This window comes from Candidatus Defluviibacterium haderslevense (genome assembly GCA_016712225.1).
Classification (GTDB): domain Bacteria; phylum Bacteroidota; class Bacteroidia; order Chitinophagales; family Saprospiraceae; genus Vicinibacter; species Vicinibacter haderslevensis.
Map to the genome: position 1 here is coordinate 3,196,716 of JADJRL010000003.1, position 24,673 is coordinate 3,221,388.

The following is a 24,673-nucleotide window of genomic DNA, read 5'->3' on the forward strand; positions in this document are numbered from 1 at the left end:
CTTTCTATGCTTTGATCTGTCTATTCTAATAGTGAGCTTTAAGTTATTTATTAGTTCAGTAAATATTAATTACATTTGATTTATTAAATTAGTTTAAATGAAACAACCAGCATCATTCTTCATCCTTTTATTTGCTACAGTACTTTTCTTATCCTGTAGTACTAATTCAAAGGCACAAGAGGTTCAAATTGGAAAGCAAATTTGGGCATCAAAAAATTTGAATGTTAGTAAATTTAGAAATGGTGATTCAATTCCATTAATTAGTTGTCATGGTGATTGGATTGAAGCTGGTAAAAAGAAAAAACCTGCTTGTTGTTTTTATAAATTTGATAATGCTAATGAGTTTAAATATGGAAAATTATATAATTGGTTTGCTGTTATTGATTCTAGAGGCTTAGCCCCATTAGGCTGGAAGATTCCAAGTTATGCTGATACCAAAGAACTTACTGATTATTTAGGAGGTGAATCAATAGCACTTAGAAAGATTAAAAGCACAAATGGCTGGACAGATGTAATCAACTATGAAGCAATTGTGGCACCTAATTTTGAAGGTCCTTTTAAAGAGTATGGTAATGGGACAAATGAAAGTGGTTTCAATGCTCTTCCAGGTGGTTTTTGCAATATGCTTGGTGAATCTAAATTTTCTGGTAATATTTCATATTGGTGGACTACTATTGAAGGTATTAGGTTTGAAGCTTCTTTTAGTAGTGGTTTTTTTGTTAATGTATGGAATCTTAAAAGCCTACGTCGCCATGGTTATTATATTAGATGCATAAAAGATTAGTCAACTTAAGGATTGTTTGAATGCTGAGGCAGACATTGGATTATGGACATGGATAATAATCATTTATTGATGATATAAAGTTTTTAAGTGAGCGCAAGCGCAAACATATATATATAGGGTATTTGCTCTTGCGGTCATGTTTTCTTGTTTTGATGCTGTTAATGATATTATTTATGAAGCAATCAATCTATTCTCCTATTCCTTTTCTTGGAAGTAATTTTTTTATGTTTGATAGACATCATACCAATCATAGAATTGTTTCATCATTACCTAATATGGAGTCAAATTCATAACTTAATATATTTAATAATTGTTTTGAAGCTTCTAAACTAAAATAGTATTTAAAGAAAGGAAGACTCGTTCCATTAGCTTTCCTTAATGGAGTTGGTTCATCCTTAATCATACTATATACAAAATCAAATTGTTTCATATTTCTACATATATTATCTATAGAACTATACCAATCTATATTATTTCCCAGAAATATAAAATTTTCTAATCCTTTTAATATATCTGGAGCTATTGACATATTATTTCGACTCAAAATAAATTTTATATTATTTGATAAAGAAATTATAGTTTTATAATATTGCACATAAACCTTTTCTCCACTTATTACATTGAGTATAGAAGGATTAAATAAATTGAATAACTTGTTATAATTTATGGTATAATTATTAATCCGTAATTTTTCCTTTTCAAATTCAATTATCTCAGGTACACTCATAGTGGAAGCATATATACAATATTTTAAAAATTTTAGGTCGCCAAATAATAACGTTTTTATAAATAATGTATCTTTATATAATAGCTCATTTTTTATTTTTTTTTCAAATTCTGTTATTTTTGTTAAAAAATCTTCTGCCTCCAAATTTGGTAGATTCGTCCCACATAATTTTGAAATACGCATACATAATTTCTCAAAACCTTCTGTACTATTTATTTCTGCTCCTTGATAAAAACTGATTGGTGAAGGCAATTGACCTGGTTTTAACCCTGAATGGCACAATGGAATCACTGGAATTCCTCTAATCCATCCTGCACCAGCTTCAAAATTAATCCAATGTCTTGTTATTGAAATGGGGCTGCAAATTAATAATATTAGATCTGCTGTTTCCATTGATTCTTTTATATTTTCTAACCATTTATCCCCAAGTTCAATACATTCCTTATGTGTTGATGAAAAAAAATTGATTCTGTCTTTAAATCTTTCTTTTAATATTTCAAGTATGGAGGTTGCAACAAATTCTTCTTCTGAAATATGTGATATAAATATGTTTTTTTTCACAATTCTTATTTTTTATTTTATGGTATCACTATACTTTCATTAGAATTACATTCTGCCTCTATAATAAAGGTAGTGTCAATAGGGAACATGCTAAAGTTCTGTTGTTCTACCCGAACATTGACTTTGCCAGTAGGCATGATATTTCTTGTTACAGATTTTTCCTTGCTTCCTATGTATAATATTGAAATACCATTAAAGGATATTATATAAGTATTAGTTGTATTATTTATTATAGATACCTTTGCAGTTTGATGCAAACGTGTTGTAATTGTATTTGTTATTCCTTCTTTCAAAACTATTGACCGTATTTCTTCCAAATAATTGTTTAGGCATCCATTAATAGGGCTAAAATAATACATTATAGTATCTAAATTAGAAAATGTCACAATTCCTTTTTCATTTGTTATCCCTTTGCTCATCTCTGAAACATTATCAATGTATTGAACAAAATATTTAAATAATTTTACATTAATGCCTTCAGCAGGTCTCCCATTTTGGTCTAACACAGTTAATTCCAATTTGGTATTATTTTCAACTTCCTTATTGCAACCTAGAAATCCAAGTATTAATAGTAACCCAAAGACCATTCTCATGTTTCTATAATTTAGCAATTAATTTATAACCCAAAGTTATTTAATTTTAGTCATCTGAGTCACTTTAATAAAGTCAAGAGAGGCAATAATTGAAAATAGTCCTACTCAATGACAATGAGCTATTAACTGTATTGGCAGATAAATACTAACTGTACATATTGGAAAATCAGTATTTTAGGGATTTGTCATCACTTTGAGAGTGTTTTATTATGGAATTTAAATCTGAAAGTGGTGACATTTTCCATTTTACAATAATCTAGAGCAATAATTCAATTTGTCCTCAATTTGGGAACATCTTTATAGGGAATTTAAGAGTTGAAAGTGGTGACAGATTTTGGATTGGGAGTATCTGGAGGTAAAAAATTCAAAATTTATAGGTTTAAGCCTTATTTTGATATTCTGAAATTGAGACTCAAAATATAGATTTAGGTAGGTTTAGAGTAGGAGTGTACAGGTTTACTGTACTATACTTAATGTTAGTAATATTTTGCAGTAGCCTTTATTTGAGCTGCAATTTAGCTTCTTTAAATGAGTATATCAAGATGACTATAGTGGCATATCTAGAGAGCTAATATATGTTTCTTTCAGATTCTTAAGGTGATTTTAAACTCACCAGAAGTCTCCTATAGGCCTTTCAGCGCCATTTAAAGCTGATTGTTTTGTTCTCTTTTACTTCTGAAGAAGAAGGCCCTTCCAATTTATTATGCTCTGTTGCATATTTGGTTCTGTAGATATGATCTGTTTCTATTTGAGAATTCAGGCAGTATTTTTAGATAAGACATCTATACAATCAAAGTACAACTTTAGATGTTATCTTCTCTAGATACAATTTATAATGATGGATTAATCAAAGATTGCTTCTTATGCTTAAAATATATCTTCAGAACAAATACAATTCTTTTAATCAGTGAGCGCAAGCGCAAGTTCATATATAGGTTAATTGCGTTTGCGGTAACTTTTTCTGGTTTGATATCTAGGAATTAATGGATTTATTGATTTTGTCACCACTTTGGAACACTCTTTATAGGGAATTTAAGAGTTGAAAGTGGTGACAAATTGAATTGAGGTTTTTTCTTGAGATGAAAACTTGAAATAAAATTGGACTTAGGCTCAAAAGTGATTTAATCTGGATTTAAGCACTCTTGTGTTTCAAGAGCAACTTTATAAGTAAGTATACTTTATTATAACATAATGTTAGTTATATTTTGAAGTTCATTTTTACTTTATTGTTTGGGTAACTCCAATCTAGATGTGAAAATTTTCAATTCTGAAGCTAAAATTGAAGACCTATAAGTGAATGCACCATTTTGGGTGTTCGCGTAAGCTAAAATTACATAATTTATAAGTTTGTATAGCTATTTAAGCATTTTAAAGCTCTTGAGAGTCTTTAAAGATTTCAAAGAGTTTATGAATTGGTTACAGGTTATTTAACTAGTGGGATTGTTTTGAGCATGTCAAAAATCTTAACTTGTGGCATATATAAGATTGGGTGTAATTGTCATAAATCCAGTTTGCATTCCTTCCCTGTAGATAAAATTTTTAGCAATTTATTTTTGAAACGTTCAATTTGATCTTCAGTTTTTATATACTTATATTTGAGCGTATATTTATTTTATACAAATGATTAATCATTTGTTTTGTCATCACTTTCATTTTATCTTTATAGCTAATTTAAATCTTAAAGTGATGACATTTAATATAGTGAACGCAGATGAACAATTATACACAATCAATGGTAATGAATTAATCATTGACAATAGTAAAAAACTTGGTGAAGTTATTGATAGACTACCTTCTGGTTTAATTGATAAGAGAGCTACTGGCATTGGTGCTACAACATGTGAATTAACCTCTCCAAGGAATAGTATCATTGTAGTGCCTACAAGAGCATTAGCTTATAGTAAAGCTCAAAGCCAACAAGATAGCTTTTATCTTGGTAGTCCATATGGGGACATTAAATCTAAAATTAATGATGAAGAAATTAGGAATTACTTAAGTTCTGATATTGAATTTAAGAAGCTTCTTGTTGTTGCCGACAGTTTACCAAGATTGATTAAGGTTATAGGAGATGATGTCTATAAAGATTTTTTTATTATGATTGATGAAATTGATAGTTTTCAATCTGAAGTTGGATACAGACCTAAAATGGAGTTATCGATAGAATATTTTTTTAGGTTTAAAGAAGGTTGTCTTGTATCTGCTACTTTAATTGATTTTTCAGATCCAAAAGTCAATGCATTGCCTCGTATAACTATTGACTATATGGATAAGGTGAAAAAGGAATTAAATATATTTTATGGATCTAGACAAGCAGTTAAGACTGTATCTGAATTGATTAAAGACTATTATTTTAAGAGACAGTATTGGTCTGCTTGTAAAACTGATTCTAATGCTAAATTGCTTGTGGCTTATAATAGTGTTGAGTCAATAATGGAGGTTATTGCTTTGCTTCCTATAGAATTGAGAATTAAATGTAAGGTATTATGTTCTGAAAAAAGTAAAGAAAAAACAATACTCAATAACAGTGAATATTATAGTGAGCTTACCAATAATTTGTTACCAGGTCAAATTAACTTTATAACTTCTGCTTATTTTGTTGGTGTAGATATTAATGAGTTATTTTGTCCTTTACTAATTAACGATTCTAAAATTCCACATAGTTTTCTAAGTTTAGAAAAGATAAAACAAATTCAAGGTAGATGCAGGCTTGATTTGAAATCTGTCAACGTATTATTTTCTAGAGCCAAGTCAGATTGTAACCCTACTTCTAAATCCACTTTGCTTGTGAATGCATCTAAACAAGTTTCTGCTATTTCTAATATGTTGATAGCTGGTAATATTGTTAATTTAACAGGTGTATCATTTAAGAATAAAGTTGAGCCATTAATTGATTGCTTTAATCCACAAGTTTTATGTAAAGTAACTAGTACTGATACAATTGATGTCTCATATTTAGCAATTGATAATGAATTATTAAAGGATAAATTATTTAATGATACATATAGTTCACTTCAGGATTTTTCACTTTCTGCGATTCAAAATAGTTATAATATAACTAAAATTAAATCACATACTTTAAATAAGAGTAACATTGACAAGGTGTTTATTTATAATTATCATCTTGAAAAGAAACAAAATATTGAAAAATTAAAGTCTGAGTTCATAAGTGATTTATATTCTAATAAATGTTATCAAGATCTTTTAAAGCATACTAGTAGTAAAACTGGAAATGATTCATTTGCTTTTTATTCAACTTTATCAAACACTATTAGTGTTAATGATATTGCTGTATATTTGGAAGAAAATTTTTTAAACGCTAATAATAATAAGAAATTGCAAAAAGTTACTCGAAGTTTCAAATATTTTGTTTCTGACGTTTCTTCTGACTGGAAATCTTCTGTTACTAAGGATTTTGTTATTGGATCAGAGTATACACCTGATGATATTTTTAACAAAATTCAAACCATACAATCAAATTATGGCACTTTTGATAAATCTATTGGTAAGGTTAGTACTAAAACTAAAGCCACCCAGCTTTTGGGTGAATTTTTAGAAATTGAACGTGTACAAAAGAGATTACCTAATAATCAAAGAATCTATGTATACAAGGTAGTTGGTGAGAATCCTATGAATTTTAGAGCTAGGCAAATGAATTTTTTCTCATGGACCGATTGATTTTATAAGTGACTTTTATTTATTTTTAAATTTTTTTGTCAATATTTAAAGATTGACTTATATTTGGATTCTAAACTAATCTATCATGGGAAAATTTGTTATTTCAGTACGTAAAAATGGTGAATATCAGTTCAATTTAAAGGCTGGCAATGGTGAAGTAATCCTTACCAGTGAAGGCTATAAAGCTAAAAAGAGCTGTTTGAATGGCATTGAATCTGTAAGGAAAAACTCTCAATTAGAGGCTAGATTTGATCTTAAAGCAGCTAAGAATGGTAGGCTTTACTTTAATCTAAAGGCTTCAAATGGTCAGATAATTGGCACAAGTGAGATGTATAACGAGGAATCAAGTAGAAAGAATGGTATAGCTTCTGTTAAGAAGAATGCACCTGGAGCTGATATTGAATTATAATGGTTCACTTAAAGTGTTTTGCCATCTGTTTGGTTTTAGTTGCTACTTTAAGCTGTAAGATTGATACTTATAGGAGTGAAGCTTCCAGTACCGTATCATCCAATGAAGTATTTTTTTTAATTTGTACAGATCCTATAGCACATTCATTTCATAAGGATTATTCAAGTAGTGACAGTTATTGTAATGGATTAAAGCGGTGCATGCAGAGAGGCTATGAAGTTATCAGACTACCTGAAGAGGAAGCTAAAGATAAGAGAAGTGATCCTTGTGATTTTTGCTATGGTCGTTAGTTTTATTGTTTAATATTTTATTTATGAAATTTATTTTTTATTTTACTTTTTTATTATTACATTCTAAAATTTTTTGTCAAGATATTGATTATGCTTTTAAATTATTTCAAGAAGGTAAGTACCAAGCTGCAATATTTGAATGTGATAAAATTTTGTTAGTTAGTCCTAGTAATGATGAAATTTTATATTGGAGAGGTTACTGTAAAGCTAATACTGGAGATTTTTATGGTGCAATAAGTGATTTAAATAGGGCCATACAGCTTAATGATTTTTCTAAATATTTTTCAATTAGAGGATTTTCAAAAGAAAAATTGGGAATATGGAAAGATGCTATTTCTGATTATAATGTTTATTTAAAGGAGTTCCCAAATGATTTAAATCATTTAGATTCTCGAGCGTTATGTTATTTAAAATTACATGAAGATAAGTTAGCCTTAAATGACTATGATAGAATTTTAATTTTAGATTCTAGCAATAATAGTGCTCTATTTTGGAAGGGTTTTATACTTCTTAATAATAGAATTATTGATGAAGGATGTAAATATTTATTTAAAGCTAAACAATTGGGTTATGTTGACCAGTTTAAGACACTTGAAAAATATTGTCCAAAATAACTTATTTATTAAAGTATCGTAAATAATCTGTTTTTTTTAATCCTTTTTTTAAATTTTTATTTTTTATGAAATATACTACAATTTGGATTATTAACTTTTTTTACTTTACTATTTTATTCGGTATTTCTGCTCAAAATAATGAAGATGGATGGGATAAATATTGGGATCAAAATCAAGAATTTATAGATTTACTTATGGCTGACTATCCAGCTAACTTTGAATATCTTGGCATTTCTGATAATAAAGGAGTTACTATTGTTATGCTTTTTGATAAATCCAGTATTTCTTTAATTGGTAAGTTGTATGAATTAAATTTGTACCATTGGAGAATGCTAAAAGACAACGAAAAAATTGAACCTGTTGATATCTCTCAAATTGGAATTTTATGTGATTGCAATAATAATAAAGTTAAAATTGCCTTTATAATTGATCCTATTACTGATAAAAGTATTGCAGGTCAAGATGATTGGTTGTATTCATATTCTAGTGGTTACGCTAAAAGAATTATTAGTAAAGTATGTAAATAGTTTTGACCATAATATTTTTAATTTTATTTATATTGTAATAATTATTTTTGTACTTTTATTTGTATGTTAGTATACTAAATTCTATTTTTTTTATGAAGTCAATGATTTTTATATTTTATTTTTCATGTATTATTTTGCTGCATGATTGTGTGACAGCACAGATTAAATTTCATTCAGTAAGTGGAAATAAAGGTAATTATACTTTGGATATACCTCCGAATTATTATTTAAAAGAAAGTATTGGAGCTAATATTGATTTGAAATTTGTTAATCCTGAAGGTGCTTCAATTATTACTGTTGTAAAAAAATTACCTGATGGTCTTTCAGAAAATTCTATTAATGCTTTCAGTGATGTTTCTGATCAACTATTAATTGACCAGTATGCAGCTTCTGGGTTGGAAAATATTTCTATCATAAAAAGAGGTTTTATTACTATCAATAATATTTATTCGTATTTTATTTATTTTACTGATGGGGTATTATATCATCATTCAATTACTCAATGGAAAAATGGCATCAATCTTAACTTAACCTATACTTGTGAATTAAAATTGAAAACAAATTATTTGCCTTATATTTTTAGAGTTACAAATTCTTTGAAACATTTTTAATTTGATCATAAATTTATCATATGAAATTATTGACTTTCTTTTTATTTTTTATATTTTTTATTCCTAATGGTGATATTTCTATGGCTGGCATCAAAATTAATGACTCCAAAACTTCACTTAGTAATTTGAAACTTAAGCTTGTTGCTAATGAGAATAATATGGCAATGTATAAAACAGACAATGGAAATGATTTTTCAATTACTTTTGATAAAGGTAAAGTTGTTTATATGGAGAATGATTGGTTGCAAGATATTAAAAGTAACAAGCCTTTGTTTTCTGACTTTTATTTTGGACAAACAACTTTAAAAGATATTAGAAATAAATTTTCTACTAATGGCTTTACATATAGAAGTAAGGAACTTTGACAACAGATACTGATTTGATTGAGTTTAATTGTTTTGAATTTGATTCTAATAATAATGAAGTACTTGTAACTATAACTAAAATGCCTATAAAGGAACATGTTCCAAAAGACAATATTTCAAGTAAGCTTAAACTTGATGCAATTATAATTGCTGATAAAGCCTATTTAGATAAAACCTGGGGTAATGAAAAAGCATATGATCTGAATTATAGAAAAATTAAGTTTTAGATTTTTTTAATTTTTGTTATTATTTTATTGAATTCAATTATATTAAACATACATTCCTTCATCTGACAGTTACATTATTTTGTATGACTTTTAATTTGGTTGTAAGGATACATTGAGTTGGCCAATCTTCATATAATCATTTGCCATTAGGTTGAAGATAGGATTGTAATTCATTTTGTTCACTTAGCCTAATTATATATTTTGTGATAATTTCTACTCTTTCATCAATTACAAGTTCCTTTTTAAGATCTACTAAATTAATTTTTGTCTCATCCTTAAAAATAAATTTCTTAAGAGTAACGACTGCTGCCTTAGAAGGATTAAAATTAACTTGAAATACAATGGTTTCTAAATTAACCAACTCAGGATTTGAAGGAAATTTCATGTTAGAATAACTCAATTCAAATGATTTAGCTTCCATTGCTTGAAGCTCGTGTAAATTAAAATCTACTGATAGTTCTATAGTTGATTTTGGCTCATCAACTTTCTCAACCAATTTAATTTGTTTTTCATCAAGTTTTTTTTTATACGCCTCTCCAATATTTTGTTGCGTATCCAGTATAGTCTCTACCAGTTTGCCATCAGATCCTTGCGTTGGTTCAATTATGTTATGAGGAACGTACTTAAAAGATGACAATATCCTCCTGTCATCTAAATCACCTTTTTTAAATGCAACTACAAAAGAAATTGTATCACTTCTGTATTGCTTACCAATGGGAATGCTGTCTAGATTAATAATTCTGTTAATAATACAAATCTTATCTACTTTATTTTCAGAAATGTAAAAGGTATCAGATTGAAAATTGCCAAATTGAAATTTAATATAATTTCCATTTGGATTTTTTAAAGGCATCTGATTATTAAATTGAGTAAAAAGTCTATCCAGATAATTCTGTGCTGTTAAACTATTGCTTATAACCTCTTTATCAGAAATATTATCATAAAGCATAGTTAATTCCCTGGAATTAATCATATCATCCAAGACTGTGTTCTTCGCCAGAACTCTTTCATCATAAGTTATTTTGGGATCTAAAATCAGATTTATTTGGGAAACAAAGTCTTTAATAAATTCATCTGCTTTATGTAAATATTGTTTGATGTTTTGAGTATTAGCTGTAAAGGCTAGAGTTAAAAATAATATACTTAAGCTGAACCTTTTCATGGTTTAACCAACTTCATATCATTATTTTTGGGTTTGGGTATTTCTTTAATTTCTTTATCATCCAATAATCTATGAACAGAAATATCACCAAACCTTACTTCAAAATAACTGTCATTTATTTTTTTTCCACTTTCAATATATTTTTTCTCCAATTTAATCTCAATATCTTTTTCTGTAATATCTTTATAAGGCCTGCTTCCTGTTCCTTCAAACAATTGATAGATCCTTAATTTTCCATAATAAAACCCATCATCCTTTTGCTTAACGTCCTCAATAATATTAATATATTTCCACTCAATATTTACATCTGTATATCCATATGTGTAAATTCTAGTTAAGTAATCCCTTATTGAATAAGTCTCTGGTTTCTTCATTCTTTTGGACATTACCTGAATTTTACATTGATCAGAAATAAATAATTCTAATACTTGATCTTTTGCATTTTGACGAATTTTTTTGTCAACATTTTTATCTGCAATTGTTCTGATTAGATTTTCAAGTATTCTAGTATTTTCATATATTTTTGAACCAAGTTCAGGAAGATTTTGAGTATTACCATTAAAAGTTGTTAGCAAAAAGCAAGTTTTCAATACAATTATCTTATATAGTTTAGGATTTATGATGATCCAATTATCTAATTTATTAATCATAATTCTTTTGATTATAGGATGGTTTAAGAATTCATTTCTTTTGTTTTACCTCTTTTAAAGGTGATTTTGCCTTTGATGATTTAGTTTCCTTGGTGGAAGAGGATTTATTAACAGTATTAAGATGTTTGAGTTCAGCATTTCCTTTATTGGTCCTTACAACAATTCCAGAAAGTTTACATTCCACTAATCCATGAGAAGGTATTATTTGAATATAAAAACCACCTAATAAAGATTCCTGATCGTATGAATTATTATTCTGGATTCCATCATGAAAATTAATTAATACATCAGGGTCATTACCTTTCTTGGCTTCATAGTAAAGAATAACAAATCCAGGCTGATCTTCAATGGTTGTTGCATCTAAACCTTTAAAAGATTTGATATTAAAATCTAATGAGCCAATTCCATTTTGGACTTTATAGGTAAATTGATTGGGTGAGTATTCAACATTGGTGGCTTTTTCAAACTCACTGACTTTAATTTTATACAATTCAGGTGTGTATTCATTTTTGTAGTCCTTAAAATCAGGATCTAAATTCCATGGTTCAAGAGAAGTAGGATCAATAAGTAATTGCTTCCCATTACTAATTGCAACAGCTTTTGTAGATCCAAAGAAATCATCATCACCTTTTCCAAAAACCTTTTTATCTTTAAGCAGATGATACTGCACCTCAATCATATAAATACTTGATTGTACTGCTTGCCTAAAGACATTTAACGACACTTCTTTTTCATCACTAGACTGTTTAGCTTGTTTAGATGGCTTATTAGATTGTTTTTCTTTAGTGTGTTTTTTGAGAATATCTTCAATTCTAATTGTGTCTTGTGCATCAGAAATCTGATAAAATAATAGTATTAGAATTAAATGGGAATATCGCTTCATATAGATTTATTTATTACCTTATTTCGTAAGCAGGAACTAATTGTTGAACTTGGATAAATCCACGACTTATTATACCAATAACCTCATATTCTCCATTAGCATTTTTGATCATCATAGGTCCACCAGATGATCCAGGTGCTAAAGCATTCGCGGTGATATTTATCATACCATTCATCGTACGGTCTTGTACAAGTTCTCCTTTAATAAGAATTGGAGCTATTCTATCCTGATTAAAAGCTTGTAAGAACTGTCCATAAGAGTAGCCATACCCATATATAGGTGTCTCCTGGCTCAAGGACCTAGAAATATCACGGTTCAATTTTAATAAACCTTTTTTATTATTAAGAGTAAGTTTGGCCCAATCTGAGGCATTATTAGTTATAGGACAAATTTTAAGCTGTTTGTTTGATCCTTCTTTATCACAATCAAATAGTTTGTCTCCGGATTGATCAAAAACTAAGTCTTTATTGCTAAATGTAAATAGATCTCCATCTGCTGAACGGGCTTCATATATAATTTCAACACTACCTCCTGCAATCTCAGCATTATTTACGTATGCAAGAATTGCCTCACCTTTTTCATTGTCCAGATTCCAGGAACTGCATTCATCTATAAACCTCCAAGGCTGTATAACATGTCTTGCAGTAATAAAATCTCCATTATTAAGTAAAAATCCAGTTCCTGACCAAGATATGCCATATTTAGAAATATCTATAATCTCCTGAGTTTGTTGAAAGTATACTTGAACATTGGTTATTCTAATGAAATATACACTATTTCTGAGATATCTTAATTCGAGAGAATTCCCTGATTGAGCGATTACAATATTTACAAGTAGAAAGCTAAAAATTGCCATCACAACCTTGTGTAAATGGTTAAATTTGAAATAGATATTCATGCTGGATTAAGTTGATTCTGAAAATATTAAATTTGATTTTAGTCTCGCGTCAAATATAGTGATTCTCAATAAAATAATATATAAAACATGTATTTTTTAATTTAACCATACTTTGCATCCTGCTGTAACTCCGTCCTTTTTATCTTTCAAATAATAATAATTATTATCTATGTGCTCTAAAGTCTTTTTCTTTTGATTAAGATTTATTGTTAATCTTATAAGATCTGCTGTCCAAGCAACGCCAAAACCTGCAAATAAATAATTAGCAATATTTAGTTCATTTAAGGCTTTTGAATACTTTTGGTCACTTTCGTGTAAATTTTTTTCTGGCAAATAAGAATTGTAATCTGATTTAGCTTTAAGATAAAAACCTAAACCTGCACCTAGTAATAGGTAAGATCCTATAGCAATAAATTTATTCATTTCTCCTTTTCTTAGATCACCAGTTCCCCAACCAGGAACTAGGAATGATTTTAAATAATAGCTTTTAGTAGAGAATCTTTCATAGGGTATTGCATTCAATTTAAGCAATAAAGTCCTAGTGTCTTCGGAAATTAACTGACTTGTCTTAATGGTAATATTCTTTACAGCATTAGAAGCTTTCTGTATGCCAATATCACCATTAATAGTTTCTCCAGATAAATCATTCAAATTATACTGAGTACCAGAAATATCAGCAATTACATTAACATCAACAAACTTTATATTTTGAGGTAGAATTAAGTCATAACTTATTTCAATTTTTCGATCTTTGCCAATACTGTTGATCTTAGTCACTGAAAACCCTACCTTTTGACAAGCTCCAATTTCACTATTAAATAATAGTATTAGTAAAATGTATAAGAACTCTAGTTTCATTGCTAATAAATTTTATATAATTCAATTTTATTTGAATTATAATAGCCTATGTATGAATTACTCAATGAATATGCTCCAAATCCATATGTCCCATTTTTACTTAGACCTGAACTGCATTGTGTCCAAATACTTTTTGCAGGATCATACTCCCAAGAAATTTGAAAGTTACTCTCAACATTAATAACATATGCTTTTCCATTTAATACAGATGTGATGCAATTTTTAGAGCCAATTAAGTCTTTTGGAAAATTAATATTTTGTGTTGTCGACCACTGATTATTTATTGGATTATAAACCCATAAATCATTATTTACATTTTTGTCTCCACCAAAAACATAAATTAATCCATTAATAACAAAGGAATTAGCACTAATTCTATCGCCTAATTGAGAATCATAGTTTATTGCTTTAAATTTATTTGTTGCAGGGTCAAATTCAAATGCATCATGACTTGGAGGTTTTGTGCCTCCATGATTCTGGCCTCCAATAATATAACCTTTGTTATTTACACTTTCACCAATTGCATATTCAATTTTACTACCTGGATAGCTGACCCTTGTAAGCCATTGATCATTAGTTGCATCGTATGGATATAAATAAGTAGCGCCTCTTTCAAGAATATAACCAATATTACCAATTGCAAAAGATGCAGCAACACCTCCTGAAGAGCCACTACTAATTGGTATTCTATTTACTGTATTTTGCCATTTATTAGTAGATTTATCTAAATAAGACAATATATCAATTGTCAATGTACCAGTGTTTCCTCCACCTACATAAATAGTTCCGTTTAAGACAAAAGTTGCAGGGTTTATATAACCAGAAATATTATTATTTGGCAAAACCTCATTCTTAAAGTTACATGTTCCGCTAGAAGCAATTGGAATATATATTGATGTTGAATCACTATAAAATGTTTCATCACAATCTGTAATATAAAACCTCATATAATATCTATTCCCTTGAAGAGGAGATAGTATTGTAGCAGTTAATGGATTAGTTACAACTGAGGTTTTTAAATTTGTTTTTGAATCATTAATTGTTGGCTTCTTTTCAGAAATGCTGTAGACCATTCCATACTCCATACTTTTGAATTCAGTAGGTGATGAAGAAAATGTTCCTGTTGCCTGAATATAATTATTTAAAAAAGTGGGCTTGTATATTAAAATTTCTCTTAATGGTAACGTAAAATTTATTTCATTTCCAAGGCCTAAAGTATTATTACACTTATAATATGATTTAATGCCATAAGAGGAGCCAATTGTTCCAGTATAAATAATTTCTAAATCATTTAATGGTTGGCCTATTGCAGGAAGTACTTGATTGCCATTAACTATAAACCCATAATCATCTAAAACATCATTTGTGACAATACTACTCTTAATGTAAAATTTATTTTTACTTTTTTGTTGAAAAATTATTGGATTAAACTGAACAATACAATCTTTTGGTGGATTAATTTTAACGTATGGTTGTGGAAATACGTTTGATCCGGATAGCTTATTGCAATAAGTAGTAAATATTTTAAATCTATAAGTACCATTGCCATTATTAGGGATTGGAAATGCATACATACTTTTGCCATAGGACTTCTTTAAATTAATAGGATGATCGGTTATTGCTGGTTCTTTATTATTATTAAATAAATAACACAATGATATTGCGTCTAAAGATATACAATCTTGAATCGGTACAGTATAACATATTAGTATTGAATCTCCTTTCTGCGCAGAAGATGTTATATTAACTGCAATTGTATTCGAATTAGATTTTTGAAATTCTATTTTGTCTCCAAAAATATCAATGTTTTCTTCTTTAATATATGGTATTAAAAAATACTTTTTTGTACAATCTAAAGCATTCAAATTAATGCTTTCAATATTGCCTTTTGAAATTTTCTTTATACCAAGTAATTTGTTCTTAGAATTAGAGCTTGAATTGGAATTCGCAAAAGTATCAAATAATATTCCATATTCAGTTTGATTTTTATCACTTAAGTCAACAATTGTAAAATCTACTTTACAATTGTTTATTGCATTAATCTCTATTTTACATTTTGAAATCCTTGGAAATTTCTCCTTTGTACATGAAGTTATAACAACTAGTAAAAAAAGAAATTCAAAGACTGGTAAATACCTCATAATAATTCTAGCTTTGAAATACTCTAATAAAAAATTCTCGTAAATCCATAATATCTAATGCTTTATTGACCATAACAAAAATCACAAGGATCACTTCTATGTGCCAATGCTTCATTATGTGGCAATCTTAATTTATCTGCTTTACAGGCTTTTAATCCGCTGCAATATTGACTAGTAGATCCATAATCCTTATGATAGGATTTTGAATACTTTCCATTGCAGATTAAGTTAAAATTTGACTGTTGAACCTGACGCTTATCAGCATTGACAATAAGGTAGGAGGTTAATAAAACCAATAAAATACCTATAGTTCTCAATTGGATCATACCTAAACTTGATTTGAATCCACGAATTTAATTAATTTAAGCCAAATGAAGTTCTTTTTTTATAGAATTCTCTAAATATTCCATTCTAATGCCAATTTTGAAGATTAGGTTCTTGATAATCCATTAATTAAGTATGCAGCTAGCTAAGTATTGGCTCTTAATCAAAGTCAAGAATCTCTAAATCACTCCTTCATATTATGTGAAAAACACCCTTCATTTGCCTTTAAGTTGTTCTATTAGTTCAATTTATGAAAACTAGCTATGATGCCTTTTAAGACCTTAAACGCAGGATCTTTTTGGTATACAAGATTGAAAATATGGGCTACTTCATAATTCTACTAACATATTGGTATCAGAACTGAGCTTCTTACTTAATTGGTTCTCCTTAATCTATTCTCTAATTATAAAAGCATTTTAAGGCTTTTTTTTAATCTTGAATTTTACATTTAGCATTATTTCTCAGTATTTACGTTAACTTTCCTTTCCAGGATACCCAAATAATCCCAAAGCAAAGTTACCCCTTCCATAAATCTCCAAGGTCTGCCTCCCAGTACCTTCACAAGCATTATTATATATGTGTCAACAGTTCTCTTATCTCCACCCTTAAGCACCCTATGAGCTTCTAAGCAAGCTCACCCCTTAAATATAATAACGATCCACCTTGGAGATTTCCCCTCCCATGGTATTGTTGCTTAAGGATTATTTTTTAAACCTAAACCTTATTATTATGAACCTAGAACTAGGTAAAATTCTATTTACTGCTGCTATAGCTGATGCTGTTAGTAATTCCAAAGATTTCTCTGCTTTTGTATGTCAAAGTATTGAGAAACATAAAACTTGTAATTGGGGAGATTGTGACCCTGAAGATTCTCATCAGAATGATCTTTCTTTTGAGTCTGGAGGCAGAATCTTATCTGTGTATAAAAATCCAGCTGCTCATGAAGACTCTGAACCTAAGATCTGGATCATTACTGAATGGGATAGAAGCATTACTACAGTGCTTTATCCAAGTGATTATTAGGTGGTTTCAGTAGTTTTAATTTCAATGTTATATAAGTAATTAAAAAAATAAAGGGGCTTTAAGAACCCCTTTATTCTAATTATTGCCACTTTGACTTAAGCTACTTTCTGCTTTCTGGATTCATACTTTTTTTTCCAATATTTAAAGTTGAAGGCTTCAGCATGTATATTAGTATAGATATTTGGATCATAACCTATTTCAAATAGATATTCAGAATCTTTGTATTTTTCTGAATCTATTTTAATCTCTGTCTCATCTTCTATGTATTGAACCAATGTGTCTATAGCTTCATTATGTGCTATATAAGTATTTTTAGGACCTGTGTAGTAGAACCATAAAATATAGCCATTATCAAGTACATTTCTATGTTGTATCATAGTATGTCTATCCATTTGCATGCCTGAGTTTGGCCCACAATCACTATCTAATATTTCAATTTGAATTATATGCTCATCACGCCAATTAAAATAAAACCTAGTAGACATTAAATCATAATTTTTTCCAAACAATGGTAATTTATCCATTTCCATTTTCATTTGGTTTAAATCTTTTGCCTTATTGGCTTTTCTTATGGATTTTACAAGCACTTTATTTGTGCCATTTTTGACATCTTCTATGTATTTATTTAATGAAGTACTCATAGATCCTGAAATTGGGGAAATTGTTTTAAAATTTCTGAAATTCATTTTTTTTTCTTTTTATTTTTATTAATATTATAGGGCTATTCCAATGTTATTTGTTTGTTATCTAGCTGTCTGATACATATATCCAAATATAATTCATATGTTTTGGTTTAAGTGATTGAATATTGTTTACATCAATTAATACCTTAGATGCTAAAATGTCGCTAGTTTTTACTTATTTTCTTTGTTTTATCTCTTTTTAGTTCATTTCTATATTCTTTGACCTCTCACTCCGTATTTCCTTTTTAATTGATTTTGAGTGCTTTAGGTTCATATTTAATATATAGATGTAGTTTAACATACTTAAATTGTCTTGATTTTAAAATTTATAATGTCTATTGACTTTTTTTTGTATTTTTACTTTATATTCAGTTTATTGAGTATTTTGAGCTTCAGGTTGATATTATATATTAATGGCTAAATTATCAGATAAAGACCTTTTAATCTTGTTAAAGGAGCAAAACAATAATGCATTTGCTCAGCTATACCTATATCATACTGTATTTGTACACAAGCTTGTTTTAGCTAATTCAGGTGACGCTGAGGATGCTAAAGATGTTGAGCAATCAGTTATTATACATTTATATGAAAAGCTCATACAAGGCAAATTTGAGCTAAATGAAGGGGTCAAATTGAGTTCATATTTGTTTGCTGTTGCTAAAAATATTTGGCTTAAAAAGTTAGATTTAAAGGGCAAACTACCTACTGAAAATTTTGATAAATTTGTTGATAAAGGACAGATAGATGTTGATATTGAAAATCTTTTTATTCCTGAAGGGCCTAAAGAAACAACTATTATTGATTGTTTGGAATTATTAAACAATGATTGCCAATCTATACTTACAAAGTATTATTATGAAGAAAAGGCCATGAGAGAAATAGCTTTGGAAATAGCTACTATTACTGAAGAGAACCTACGCAAAAGAAAATATAAATGTATTCAAAAGCTTAAGGAATTGTACAACCAAAAAATAATGGTTTATGGATAGCTTAAGATTTAATGAATTATTGAATAAGTACTTTGACAATACAATCCAGAATGAGGAATTGGAGGAATTTTTTAATGCTATAAATAATAATGCTACTTATAAAGCTGAATTTGAAATGGAGGTTTCTATTAAAAACAGCGTTATTCTGTTTAATAGAAGGAATCTGGTGTTAAAAATGGAAAATGCTAAAAAACAAAATTCACACAGAATTTATTTTATTAAAGTATTGTCTATAGCTGCAATGTTTGCTATAGTTATAACTATTTATTTTCTAAACGTTAGCAAACTAGACAACAAATTGTTATTTAGTGATAATGTTGTATACATTGATTATAACATTAGGAAGTTAAACACAATACTGTTTTCTAAATCTCTAAATTCTGATTCTTTACTTAATTCACAAGTAGATTACGTAGATTCAATTAGTTCTAAGATTAATTCAGAGCCTAATAGAATAAAAACATTTAAAAATAATGGTAACACTCTTGATACAATTGGAAACAGATTCCTTGAATCTGATTATACACATTCTACTTCATTTGTAAAGGTGTTTTATAATGCTAAGTCTTTTTATAAAGTTATAGACGATACCTTGTGTATTTACCTCAATAATAAAAATGTTAACAATGTTAATAAAATAGTAAAAACAAAATCTGATAGCTTAATAATTTACACTAATGAAAAAATATACCATATTTATCGTTAATATTCTTTTACTTAATTCAATTTCCTCTTATTCACAAGAGTATAAATGTTCTGAAGAATTTTGCAGAATTTTTAGTATAGACTCTAATTCATTGAGATTTAATTTAAACTATCAATCTTGTAAAGATATTATCGTAAACCAGAATAATGCTCTTAATATTTCAAGTGGGCTTGCAAATATCTTTGTTGAGTTTAATAAGTTAAATAATTTTGAAAATTTGATACTTACAATCAATGAAGGGTTGTCTGTGTCTAAGTATTTTGGATTAAATTTTGATTATGTTTTTTGGTTACAAAATTTAGCTAATTTTAAATCTAATGAAAATAAACTTATTGAAGCTAAAGTATTATTGGATAGTGCTATATTTTTATATACAAGTTATAATTTGGAACCTATTGATTCTTTTGGTCTGAAAGAGAATCTTACTTTTGACTTAAGATTAATTTATTCTAAATTAGGGATTTCATATGACATGGTTGATAGTACTAGATTAATTTTAAAAAATAAAGATGATATCATTTCTATAAACGAGTTAATTGCACTTGGTAAGTTCACTGAGGCTCGTGATAAAATTGATAAATGGACAATTAAGAATCAAAATGAAAATGATATTTTAATTGCTTACAAATACATGTTAAATAATCTACAAGGCTTATCTATAAATTTGGAAATTGCTTATTTGGAAAAGTTTTTAAATGACACAATAGAACGTTTAAATGATGTGCAAATTTTAAATTATTCTGATAGTGTTCAACTATTTGATAAATTGGAATTCAATAGTGTTAAGTTTAAGTACGCCATTATTCTTCAAACGTTATTGTATCATTATATTAGGTTTTATAATGGCAGCAAATTAGTTTTTCTTGAAAAATTAATGGAGAAGTGGCATATATTAAATAGATTATCTGATGTTGGTTATAAGTCTAATCTTGATTTTTTACGTGACAATACAAATAGAGTTAATAATGATATTCTTAAAAGAGAAACTAAATTAGATAATATTGAATTGGATTCTGCTAATTATTTTAATATTAAAATTAGTAGAAATTTGAAATTCAAAATAGATGATATAAGTAGTGTATACAGTTTGTCTGATGTTTATTCTGCTGATTCTTATATTGCATATTGGAATCATAATTACAGTAGGTCTGCTGAGCTTAAGTTAAGGGAAATTAAATTGAAATTAATGTTTAACTTAGTATGTATTGACAATTATTTAGAATTAGTTAATATTTACGTGAAATCTGGAGATTTGAATAATGCAAAAATTGTATTAGATACAATTTCAAATCAATCTAGATCATATGTTGGAGATTCTAAGTTTAAATATCAATATGCATCTGCCAAATTAAATTTTTTCATGCATAGTAATCAATTGGATTCCGTAATAAGCACTTTTAAAAGTAGAGAAATTCAAATCTTGAACTGTTCAGATCTTTCAAGAGATCTGCAGAATCAATTGTATGCTATTATTGCTTATTGCATGTTAGGCCAAAAATCATTGGCACTTCACTTATTTAATAGTTTAGAAAATTATAGAATTAAATTGGGTGACGAGTGCTTTAATAATGGCACCAAAGGTAGTATTAATATTTTGGGATTTTACTTAAAAGGGTGTAATGTTGCTAATGCTAGATTTAGCTACTGTTATAAAGATATTGAATCAAGTTTAAATAATATTGCTCTTATAAGTTCATTGGAATCTTTATGGTTATACAATTTACTAGAGGGGAATAAACAAATCTTTACTGATGCGTTTGTTAATGCAATAACTAATCATATTTCACTTCTATATAAAACAGACATGCTAAGTTCTTTTTATAGTGAATCTTTAGAAAAATTTATCAATATTTATTTAACTAATAACAGCTCTATGGGTATTTCTGATAATAAATTAATATTTGAATATTTAATTTCTAAGGATAGCAAAACTAAAGAGGAAAAAAAGTTTGTAAATTTAACAAAGAACCTTCTCAATAGAAAAGATACTTTACATGATTATACCTATTTGAATAAAGATATTTTGAATTTAAATTATGTAGTATGGAATGACTTAGACAAATTTATTTCATATAACCTTTATGATGATGAAGTTGTAATGGTAATCACTAAAGTTCTAAACGAATATTTTGCATTAGTTTTAAATAACCAACTTGAGAAGATGGATATAATTAAAATTGGTATTTTAAATGAAAGTGAAATTAGAAAAAATTATCTGGATTATTTATCAAGCAATAATGTTGACATTGGATATTTATTGTATAATACTTTATTAAGTAAAGTTGCTAATAAACTAATTAATAAAAAAGTTTTTTTAATTCCATTGGGCATTTATAGAGAAATTAATGTTAATTCACTTCCTTTTAAAGATGGTAAAAATTTTGTCATAGACCATTTTGGCTATATAACTTATTTGAATTCAATTTACTCTTTATCTGTTAATCCAATTTTGGATATCAATAAAGGTGTTTTTGCATTTGTGAATCCTGCATTTGGAAATATTAAATCAAATGAATTTCTTGCTAGTAAATTTCTTTCATCTAGGACTGGTTCTGATTATAATTGGCCTCTGCTACCTTTTACTATGAATGAAACTAAGCCTATTTTGAAAATTTTTAATAAAGAAATTGTAAATATTTTTTCAGAACAAGATGCTTCAGAACAAAATTTTAGAAAACTTAATGGTGCTAGAATTGTGCATATTGCAACACACGGCTTTGTTTCTAAAGATAAATACGGTGAGAATGGTTTGGTATTAGCTAATGCTAATTTTGAATCTCAAGATTCTTATAATGATGGTTATGTTTATTATAGTGATATTGTTAATATGGATTTTGCAAATACAAATATAGTTACTTTAAGTTTGTGTGATGCTGGATTAATTAATATTAAACCTTTTACTAGCATTTGTGATGCATTTATTCAGGCTGGTGCTAGTAATGTTATTTACTCAACCTCTAAAGTTGATGATTTTGCTACTTCAAATTTTATGAATAAATTCTATAGTTATTATTCTGTTACTAGTAATCCAACAGATGCTATGAAAAGTACTTTAGTTGAAATGCGTTTTTTGTATAAATCTCCAAAAGATTGGGGTTCTTTTATCGTAATCCAAAACTTTAAATAGATGAGATTATTATTTTTGATTTTATTTGTTCTGGTTACAACTAATATTTATAGTCAAGGTTTGGTTTTTGATAATGATTTATATCAAAAACGCATATTATTAAAAAGGGATAGGTCTGATAAATATCCAAAATCATTTTCATTAAAGGCATATGCTCCTTATGTTTTTGCACAACAAAATTCTACCTGCGTTGCACACGCTATTGCTGTTGCTAGAACTATTGCTTTTGCTTATAATAGAAAACTTACAGATATTAAAGTGGTTTCTGCTAATGTTTTTTCACCACATTGGGTTTATTTTAGAAATAAGCAATTGGGTGATGATAATTGTTCTAAAGGCTTAAATTTAGAAAATGCTATAAATGATCTGATTGTACATGGTATACCAAGGCTTGTATCGGTTGAATATAAGGAATATTATCCTTTTACGAAAACTGTTTTATGTAATTATTATCCAGATTCTTATAATAATGATACTAATGAAGCTTTAAAGTATAAAATTGATGAAGTTTACAGAATAAATGATTTAGATGGAATTAAACTTGCATTATCCAAGGGGATGCCTATTGTAGTTGGTATGTTGATTCCAGATTCTTTTACTAAATCCAATAGTAAGCTTTGGATACCTACTGCTAATGATAATCTTGAAAATTCATTTGGTCATTCTATGGTAATTGTGGGTTATGATGATAATGCTTATGGAGGATCTGTTGAGATAATGAACTCCTGGGGTGTTAACTGGGGGGATCATGGTTTTATTAGAATTAAATATTCTGACTTCTTAAAGTTTACATTAGGGGCATATGGTTTTTTTGAACAGTTTAGTTTGGGGAGTAATCATATTATTGCAAAAGATACTTCTTATTCTAAAGATCTTAAGCTTTCAAAATCAATTGATCTAAAAAGCAAGAGCTTGTATTCTAAGCATTTAAAGGACTTTGAACCTTCAGTCAAATAAATATATTGTGATTTTTTAATTTTTGTGGCGACATTTTGTCAATTTAAGTATTTATAAGTGTTATTAATTTTATAAAACTTAAATTTTAGTCATGAAAAACTTAGTATTTTTATTAGTAATTTCATTTTTTGTTACATTTTGCATTGGTCAAAGTGGCAGTACCTATGTAAATGGCTATTATAAAGCTAACGGTACTTATGTTGAAGGCTATTATAGAACTACACCTAATAATTCCAATTGGGATAATTATTCAACACAAGGCAATATTAATCCTTATAATGGTGCTTCTGGAACTGGGTTAAGAGATTATAGCATTGGTACTTATAATACTAGTCAAAATCAAACAATTTATATTGGTCCTAAAGGTGGTCGATACTATATAAACTCCAAAGGAAATAAATTTTATGTGCCTAAAAGGTGATATAATCTTTTGAAAATTAACTGAAAAATTTATTTCTTCTATTTTTTTAGACCACGCATTTAATGCTTTGTTATATCTGATATTTTGTTTATTATTGATTTTTTACAAATGTGTATTTTAATTTTTTTAACTTTTAAATATTTAATTTATGATCAAGCAACTTTTTTCTTTTAACGGTAGAATTGGTAGATTGGATTATGCCTTTTTTTTTATTTTGTTTTGTTTTTATTTTGCTCTTTTTAATGCAGTAATTAAACATCAGGGCGACGAATTATTTGATATTGTAATAATATTATTGTATTTTCCACTATTGTGGATTGTATTGGCAAAAGGAGCTAAAAGATGTCATGATGTGGGATTAAGTGGTTGGTGTATATTAATTCCATTCTTTTGTTTTGCATTGATATTTTGGAAAGGCAAGGATCCTCAATCTTTTAAGTAAAATTTCAAGAAATTTTATTTATGATT

General features: G+C 27.9%; 26 protein-coding genes. 16 read left to right on the forward strand and 10 right to left on the reverse strand.

Annotated features, from left to right (window positions below; translation table 11 throughout):
• Window positions 1–97 precede the first annotated feature (97 nt).
• Window positions 98–784: a fibrobacter succinogenes major paralogous domain-containing protein gene (locus IPK88_12420; protein ID MBK8244223.1), complete on the forward strand. Its 687-nt coding sequence runs from the start codon at window positions 98–100 to the stop codon at window positions 782–784.
• Between the two features lie 247 nt (window positions 785–1,031).
• Here IPK88_12420 and IPK88_12425 read toward each other — a convergent pair whose 3' ends face one another.
• Window positions 1,032–2,072 carry a toll/interleukin-1 receptor domain-containing protein gene (locus IPK88_12425; GenBank protein MBK8244224.1) on the reverse strand — a complete coding sequence of 347 codons (1,041 nt, stop codon included), beginning with the start codon at window positions 2,070–2,072 and terminating at the stop codon, window positions 1,032–1,034.
• A 17-nt stretch (window positions 2,073–2,089) separates the two neighbouring features.
• The gene (locus IPK88_12430) at window positions 2,090–2,665 is read right to left on the reverse strand and encodes a hypothetical protein (protein ID MBK8244225.1); all 576 of its coding nucleotides are present in this window, start codon (window positions 2,663–2,665) and stop codon (window positions 2,090–2,092) included.
• Between the two features lie 1,686 nt (window positions 2,666–4,351).
• Here IPK88_12430 and IPK88_12435 point away from each other — a divergent pair.
• The 8 genes from IPK88_12435 to IPK88_12470 all read left to right on the forward strand — a co-directional run bounded on the left by IPK88_12435 (window position 4,352) and on the right by IPK88_12470 (window position 9,383).
• Window positions 4,352–6,340, forward strand: coding sequence for a hypothetical protein (locus IPK88_12435; GenBank protein ID MBK8244226.1), 1,989 nt, complete (start codon window positions 4,352–4,354; stop codon window positions 6,338–6,340).
• An 85-nt stretch (window positions 6,341–6,425) separates the two neighbouring features.
• Window positions 6,426–6,749 carry a YegP family protein gene (locus tag IPK88_12440; protein ID MBK8244227.1) on the forward strand — a complete coding sequence of 108 codons (324 nt, stop codon included), beginning with the start codon at window positions 6,426–6,428 and terminating at the stop codon, window positions 6,747–6,749.
• Window positions 6,749–7,039: a hypothetical protein gene (locus IPK88_12445; protein MBK8244228.1), complete on the forward strand. Its 291-nt coding sequence runs from the start codon at window positions 6,749–6,751 to the stop codon at window positions 7,037–7,039. Before IPK88_12440 ends, IPK88_12445 begins: the two co-directional genes overlap by 1 nt.
• Window positions 7,040–7,062: 23 nt before the next feature.
• Window positions 7,063–7,653, forward strand: coding sequence for a hypothetical protein (locus IPK88_12450; protein ID MBK8244229.1), 591 nt, complete (start codon window positions 7,063–7,065; stop codon window positions 7,651–7,653).
• 65 nt (window positions 7,654–7,718) lie between these two features.
• Entirely contained in the window at window positions 7,719–8,180 is a 462-nt protein-coding gene (locus IPK88_12455) for a hypothetical protein (protein ID MBK8244230.1), read from the forward strand.
• 92 nt (window positions 8,181–8,272) lie between these two features.
• The gene (locus IPK88_12460; GenBank protein MBK8244231.1) at window positions 8,273–8,791 is read left to right on the forward strand and encodes a hypothetical protein; all 519 of its coding nucleotides are present in this window, start codon (window positions 8,273–8,275) and stop codon (window positions 8,789–8,791) included.
• Between the two features lie 20 nt (window positions 8,792–8,811).
• On the forward strand, window positions 8,812–9,156 hold the full coding sequence (locus IPK88_12465; protein MBK8244232.1) for a hypothetical protein: 345 nt from the start codon (window positions 8,812–8,814) through the stop codon (window positions 9,154–9,156).
• Window positions 9,153–9,383 carry a hypothetical protein gene (locus IPK88_12470; GenBank protein MBK8244233.1) on the forward strand — a complete coding sequence of 77 codons (231 nt, stop codon included), beginning with the start codon at window positions 9,153–9,155 and terminating at the stop codon, window positions 9,381–9,383. Before IPK88_12465 ends, IPK88_12470 begins: the two co-directional genes overlap by 4 nt.
• Before the next feature lie 136 nt (window positions 9,384–9,519).
• Here the strand turns inward: IPK88_12470 and IPK88_12475 are convergent, their stop codons facing one another.
• The 7 genes from IPK88_12475 to IPK88_12505 all read right to left on the reverse strand — a co-directional run bounded on the left by IPK88_12475 (window position 9,520) and on the right by IPK88_12505 (window position 16,301).
• Window positions 9,520–10,545: a hypothetical protein gene (locus IPK88_12475; protein MBK8244234.1), complete on the reverse strand. Its 1,026-nt coding sequence runs from the start codon at window positions 10,543–10,545 to the stop codon at window positions 9,520–9,522.
• Window positions 10,542–11,195 (reverse strand): hypothetical protein, encoded by a 654-nt coding sequence (locus IPK88_12480; GenBank protein ID MBK8244235.1) that lies wholly within the window; start codon window positions 11,193–11,195, stop codon window positions 10,542–10,544. Before IPK88_12480 ends, IPK88_12475 begins: the two co-directional genes overlap by 4 nt.
• A gap of 31 nt (window positions 11,196–11,226) precedes the next feature.
• Window positions 11,227–12,078 (reverse strand): hypothetical protein, encoded by an 852-nt coding sequence (locus IPK88_12485; protein MBK8244236.1) that lies wholly within the window; start codon window positions 12,076–12,078, stop codon window positions 11,227–11,229.
• A gap of 13 nt (window positions 12,079–12,091) precedes the next feature.
• Window positions 12,092–12,934, reverse strand: coding sequence for a trypsin-like peptidase domain-containing protein (locus IPK88_12490; protein MBK8244237.1), 843 nt, complete (start codon window positions 12,932–12,934; stop codon window positions 12,092–12,094).
• A gap of 138 nt (window positions 12,935–13,072) precedes the next feature.
• Window positions 13,073–13,834, reverse strand: coding sequence for a hypothetical protein (locus IPK88_12495; GenBank protein ID MBK8244238.1), 762 nt, complete (start codon window positions 13,832–13,834; stop codon window positions 13,073–13,075).
• 2 nt (window positions 13,835–13,836) lie between these two features.
• On the reverse strand, window positions 13,837–15,975 hold the full coding sequence (locus IPK88_12500; GenBank protein MBK8244239.1) for a hypothetical protein: 2,139 nt from the start codon (window positions 15,973–15,975) through the stop codon (window positions 13,837–13,839).
• A 62-nt stretch (window positions 15,976–16,037) separates the two neighbouring features.
• On the reverse strand, window positions 16,038–16,301 hold the full coding sequence (locus IPK88_12505; GenBank protein ID MBK8244240.1) for a hypothetical protein: 264 nt from the start codon (window positions 16,299–16,301) through the stop codon (window positions 16,038–16,040).
• 727 nt (window positions 16,302–17,028) lie between these two features.
• Here IPK88_12505 and IPK88_12510 point away from each other — a divergent pair.
• Window positions 17,029–17,322 (forward strand): hypothetical protein, encoded by a 294-nt coding sequence (locus IPK88_12510; GenBank protein MBK8244241.1) that lies wholly within the window; start codon window positions 17,029–17,031, stop codon window positions 17,320–17,322.
• 95 nt (window positions 17,323–17,417) lie between these two features.
• Here the strand turns inward: IPK88_12510 and IPK88_12515 are convergent, their stop codons facing one another.
• Window positions 17,418–18,008 carry a hypothetical protein gene (locus IPK88_12515; GenBank protein ID MBK8244242.1) on the reverse strand — a complete coding sequence of 197 codons (591 nt, stop codon included), beginning with the start codon at window positions 18,006–18,008 and terminating at the stop codon, window positions 17,418–17,420.
• A gap of 410 nt (window positions 18,009–18,418) precedes the next feature.
• Here IPK88_12515 and IPK88_12520 point away from each other — a divergent pair, with 410 nt between their 5' ends.
• The 6 genes from IPK88_12520 to IPK88_12545 all read left to right on the forward strand — a co-directional run bounded on the left by IPK88_12520 (window position 18,419) and on the right by IPK88_12545 (window position 24,647).
• Entirely contained in the window at window positions 18,419–18,994 is a 576-nt protein-coding gene (locus tag IPK88_12520) for a sigma-70 family RNA polymerase sigma factor (GenBank protein ID MBK8244243.1), read from the forward strand.
• Complete coding sequence (locus tag IPK88_12525; protein ID MBK8244244.1) at window positions 18,987–19,700, forward strand: hypothetical protein; 714 nt, start codon at window positions 18,987–18,989, stop codon at window positions 19,698–19,700. The genes IPK88_12520 and IPK88_12525 overlap by 8 nt, the downstream gene beginning before the upstream one ends.
• Entirely contained in the window at window positions 19,672–22,827 is a 3,156-nt protein-coding gene (locus tag IPK88_12530) for a CHAT domain-containing protein (GenBank protein ID MBK8244245.1), read from the forward strand. Before IPK88_12525 ends, IPK88_12530 begins: the two co-directional genes overlap by 29 nt.
• Window positions 22,828–23,784, forward strand: coding sequence for a C1 family peptidase (locus IPK88_12535; GenBank protein MBK8244246.1), 957 nt, complete (start codon window positions 22,828–22,830; stop codon window positions 23,782–23,784).
• Between the two features lie 91 nt (window positions 23,785–23,875).
• On the forward strand, window positions 23,876–24,205 hold the full coding sequence (locus IPK88_12540) for a hypothetical protein (GenBank protein MBK8244247.1): 330 nt from the start codon (window positions 23,876–23,878) through the stop codon (window positions 24,203–24,205).
• A gap of 148 nt (window positions 24,206–24,353) precedes the next feature.
• Window positions 24,354–24,647 (forward strand): DUF805 domain-containing protein, encoded by a 294-nt coding sequence (locus tag IPK88_12545; GenBank protein MBK8244248.1) that lies wholly within the window; start codon window positions 24,354–24,356, stop codon window positions 24,645–24,647.
• Window positions 24,648–24,673 lie beyond the last annotated feature (26 nt).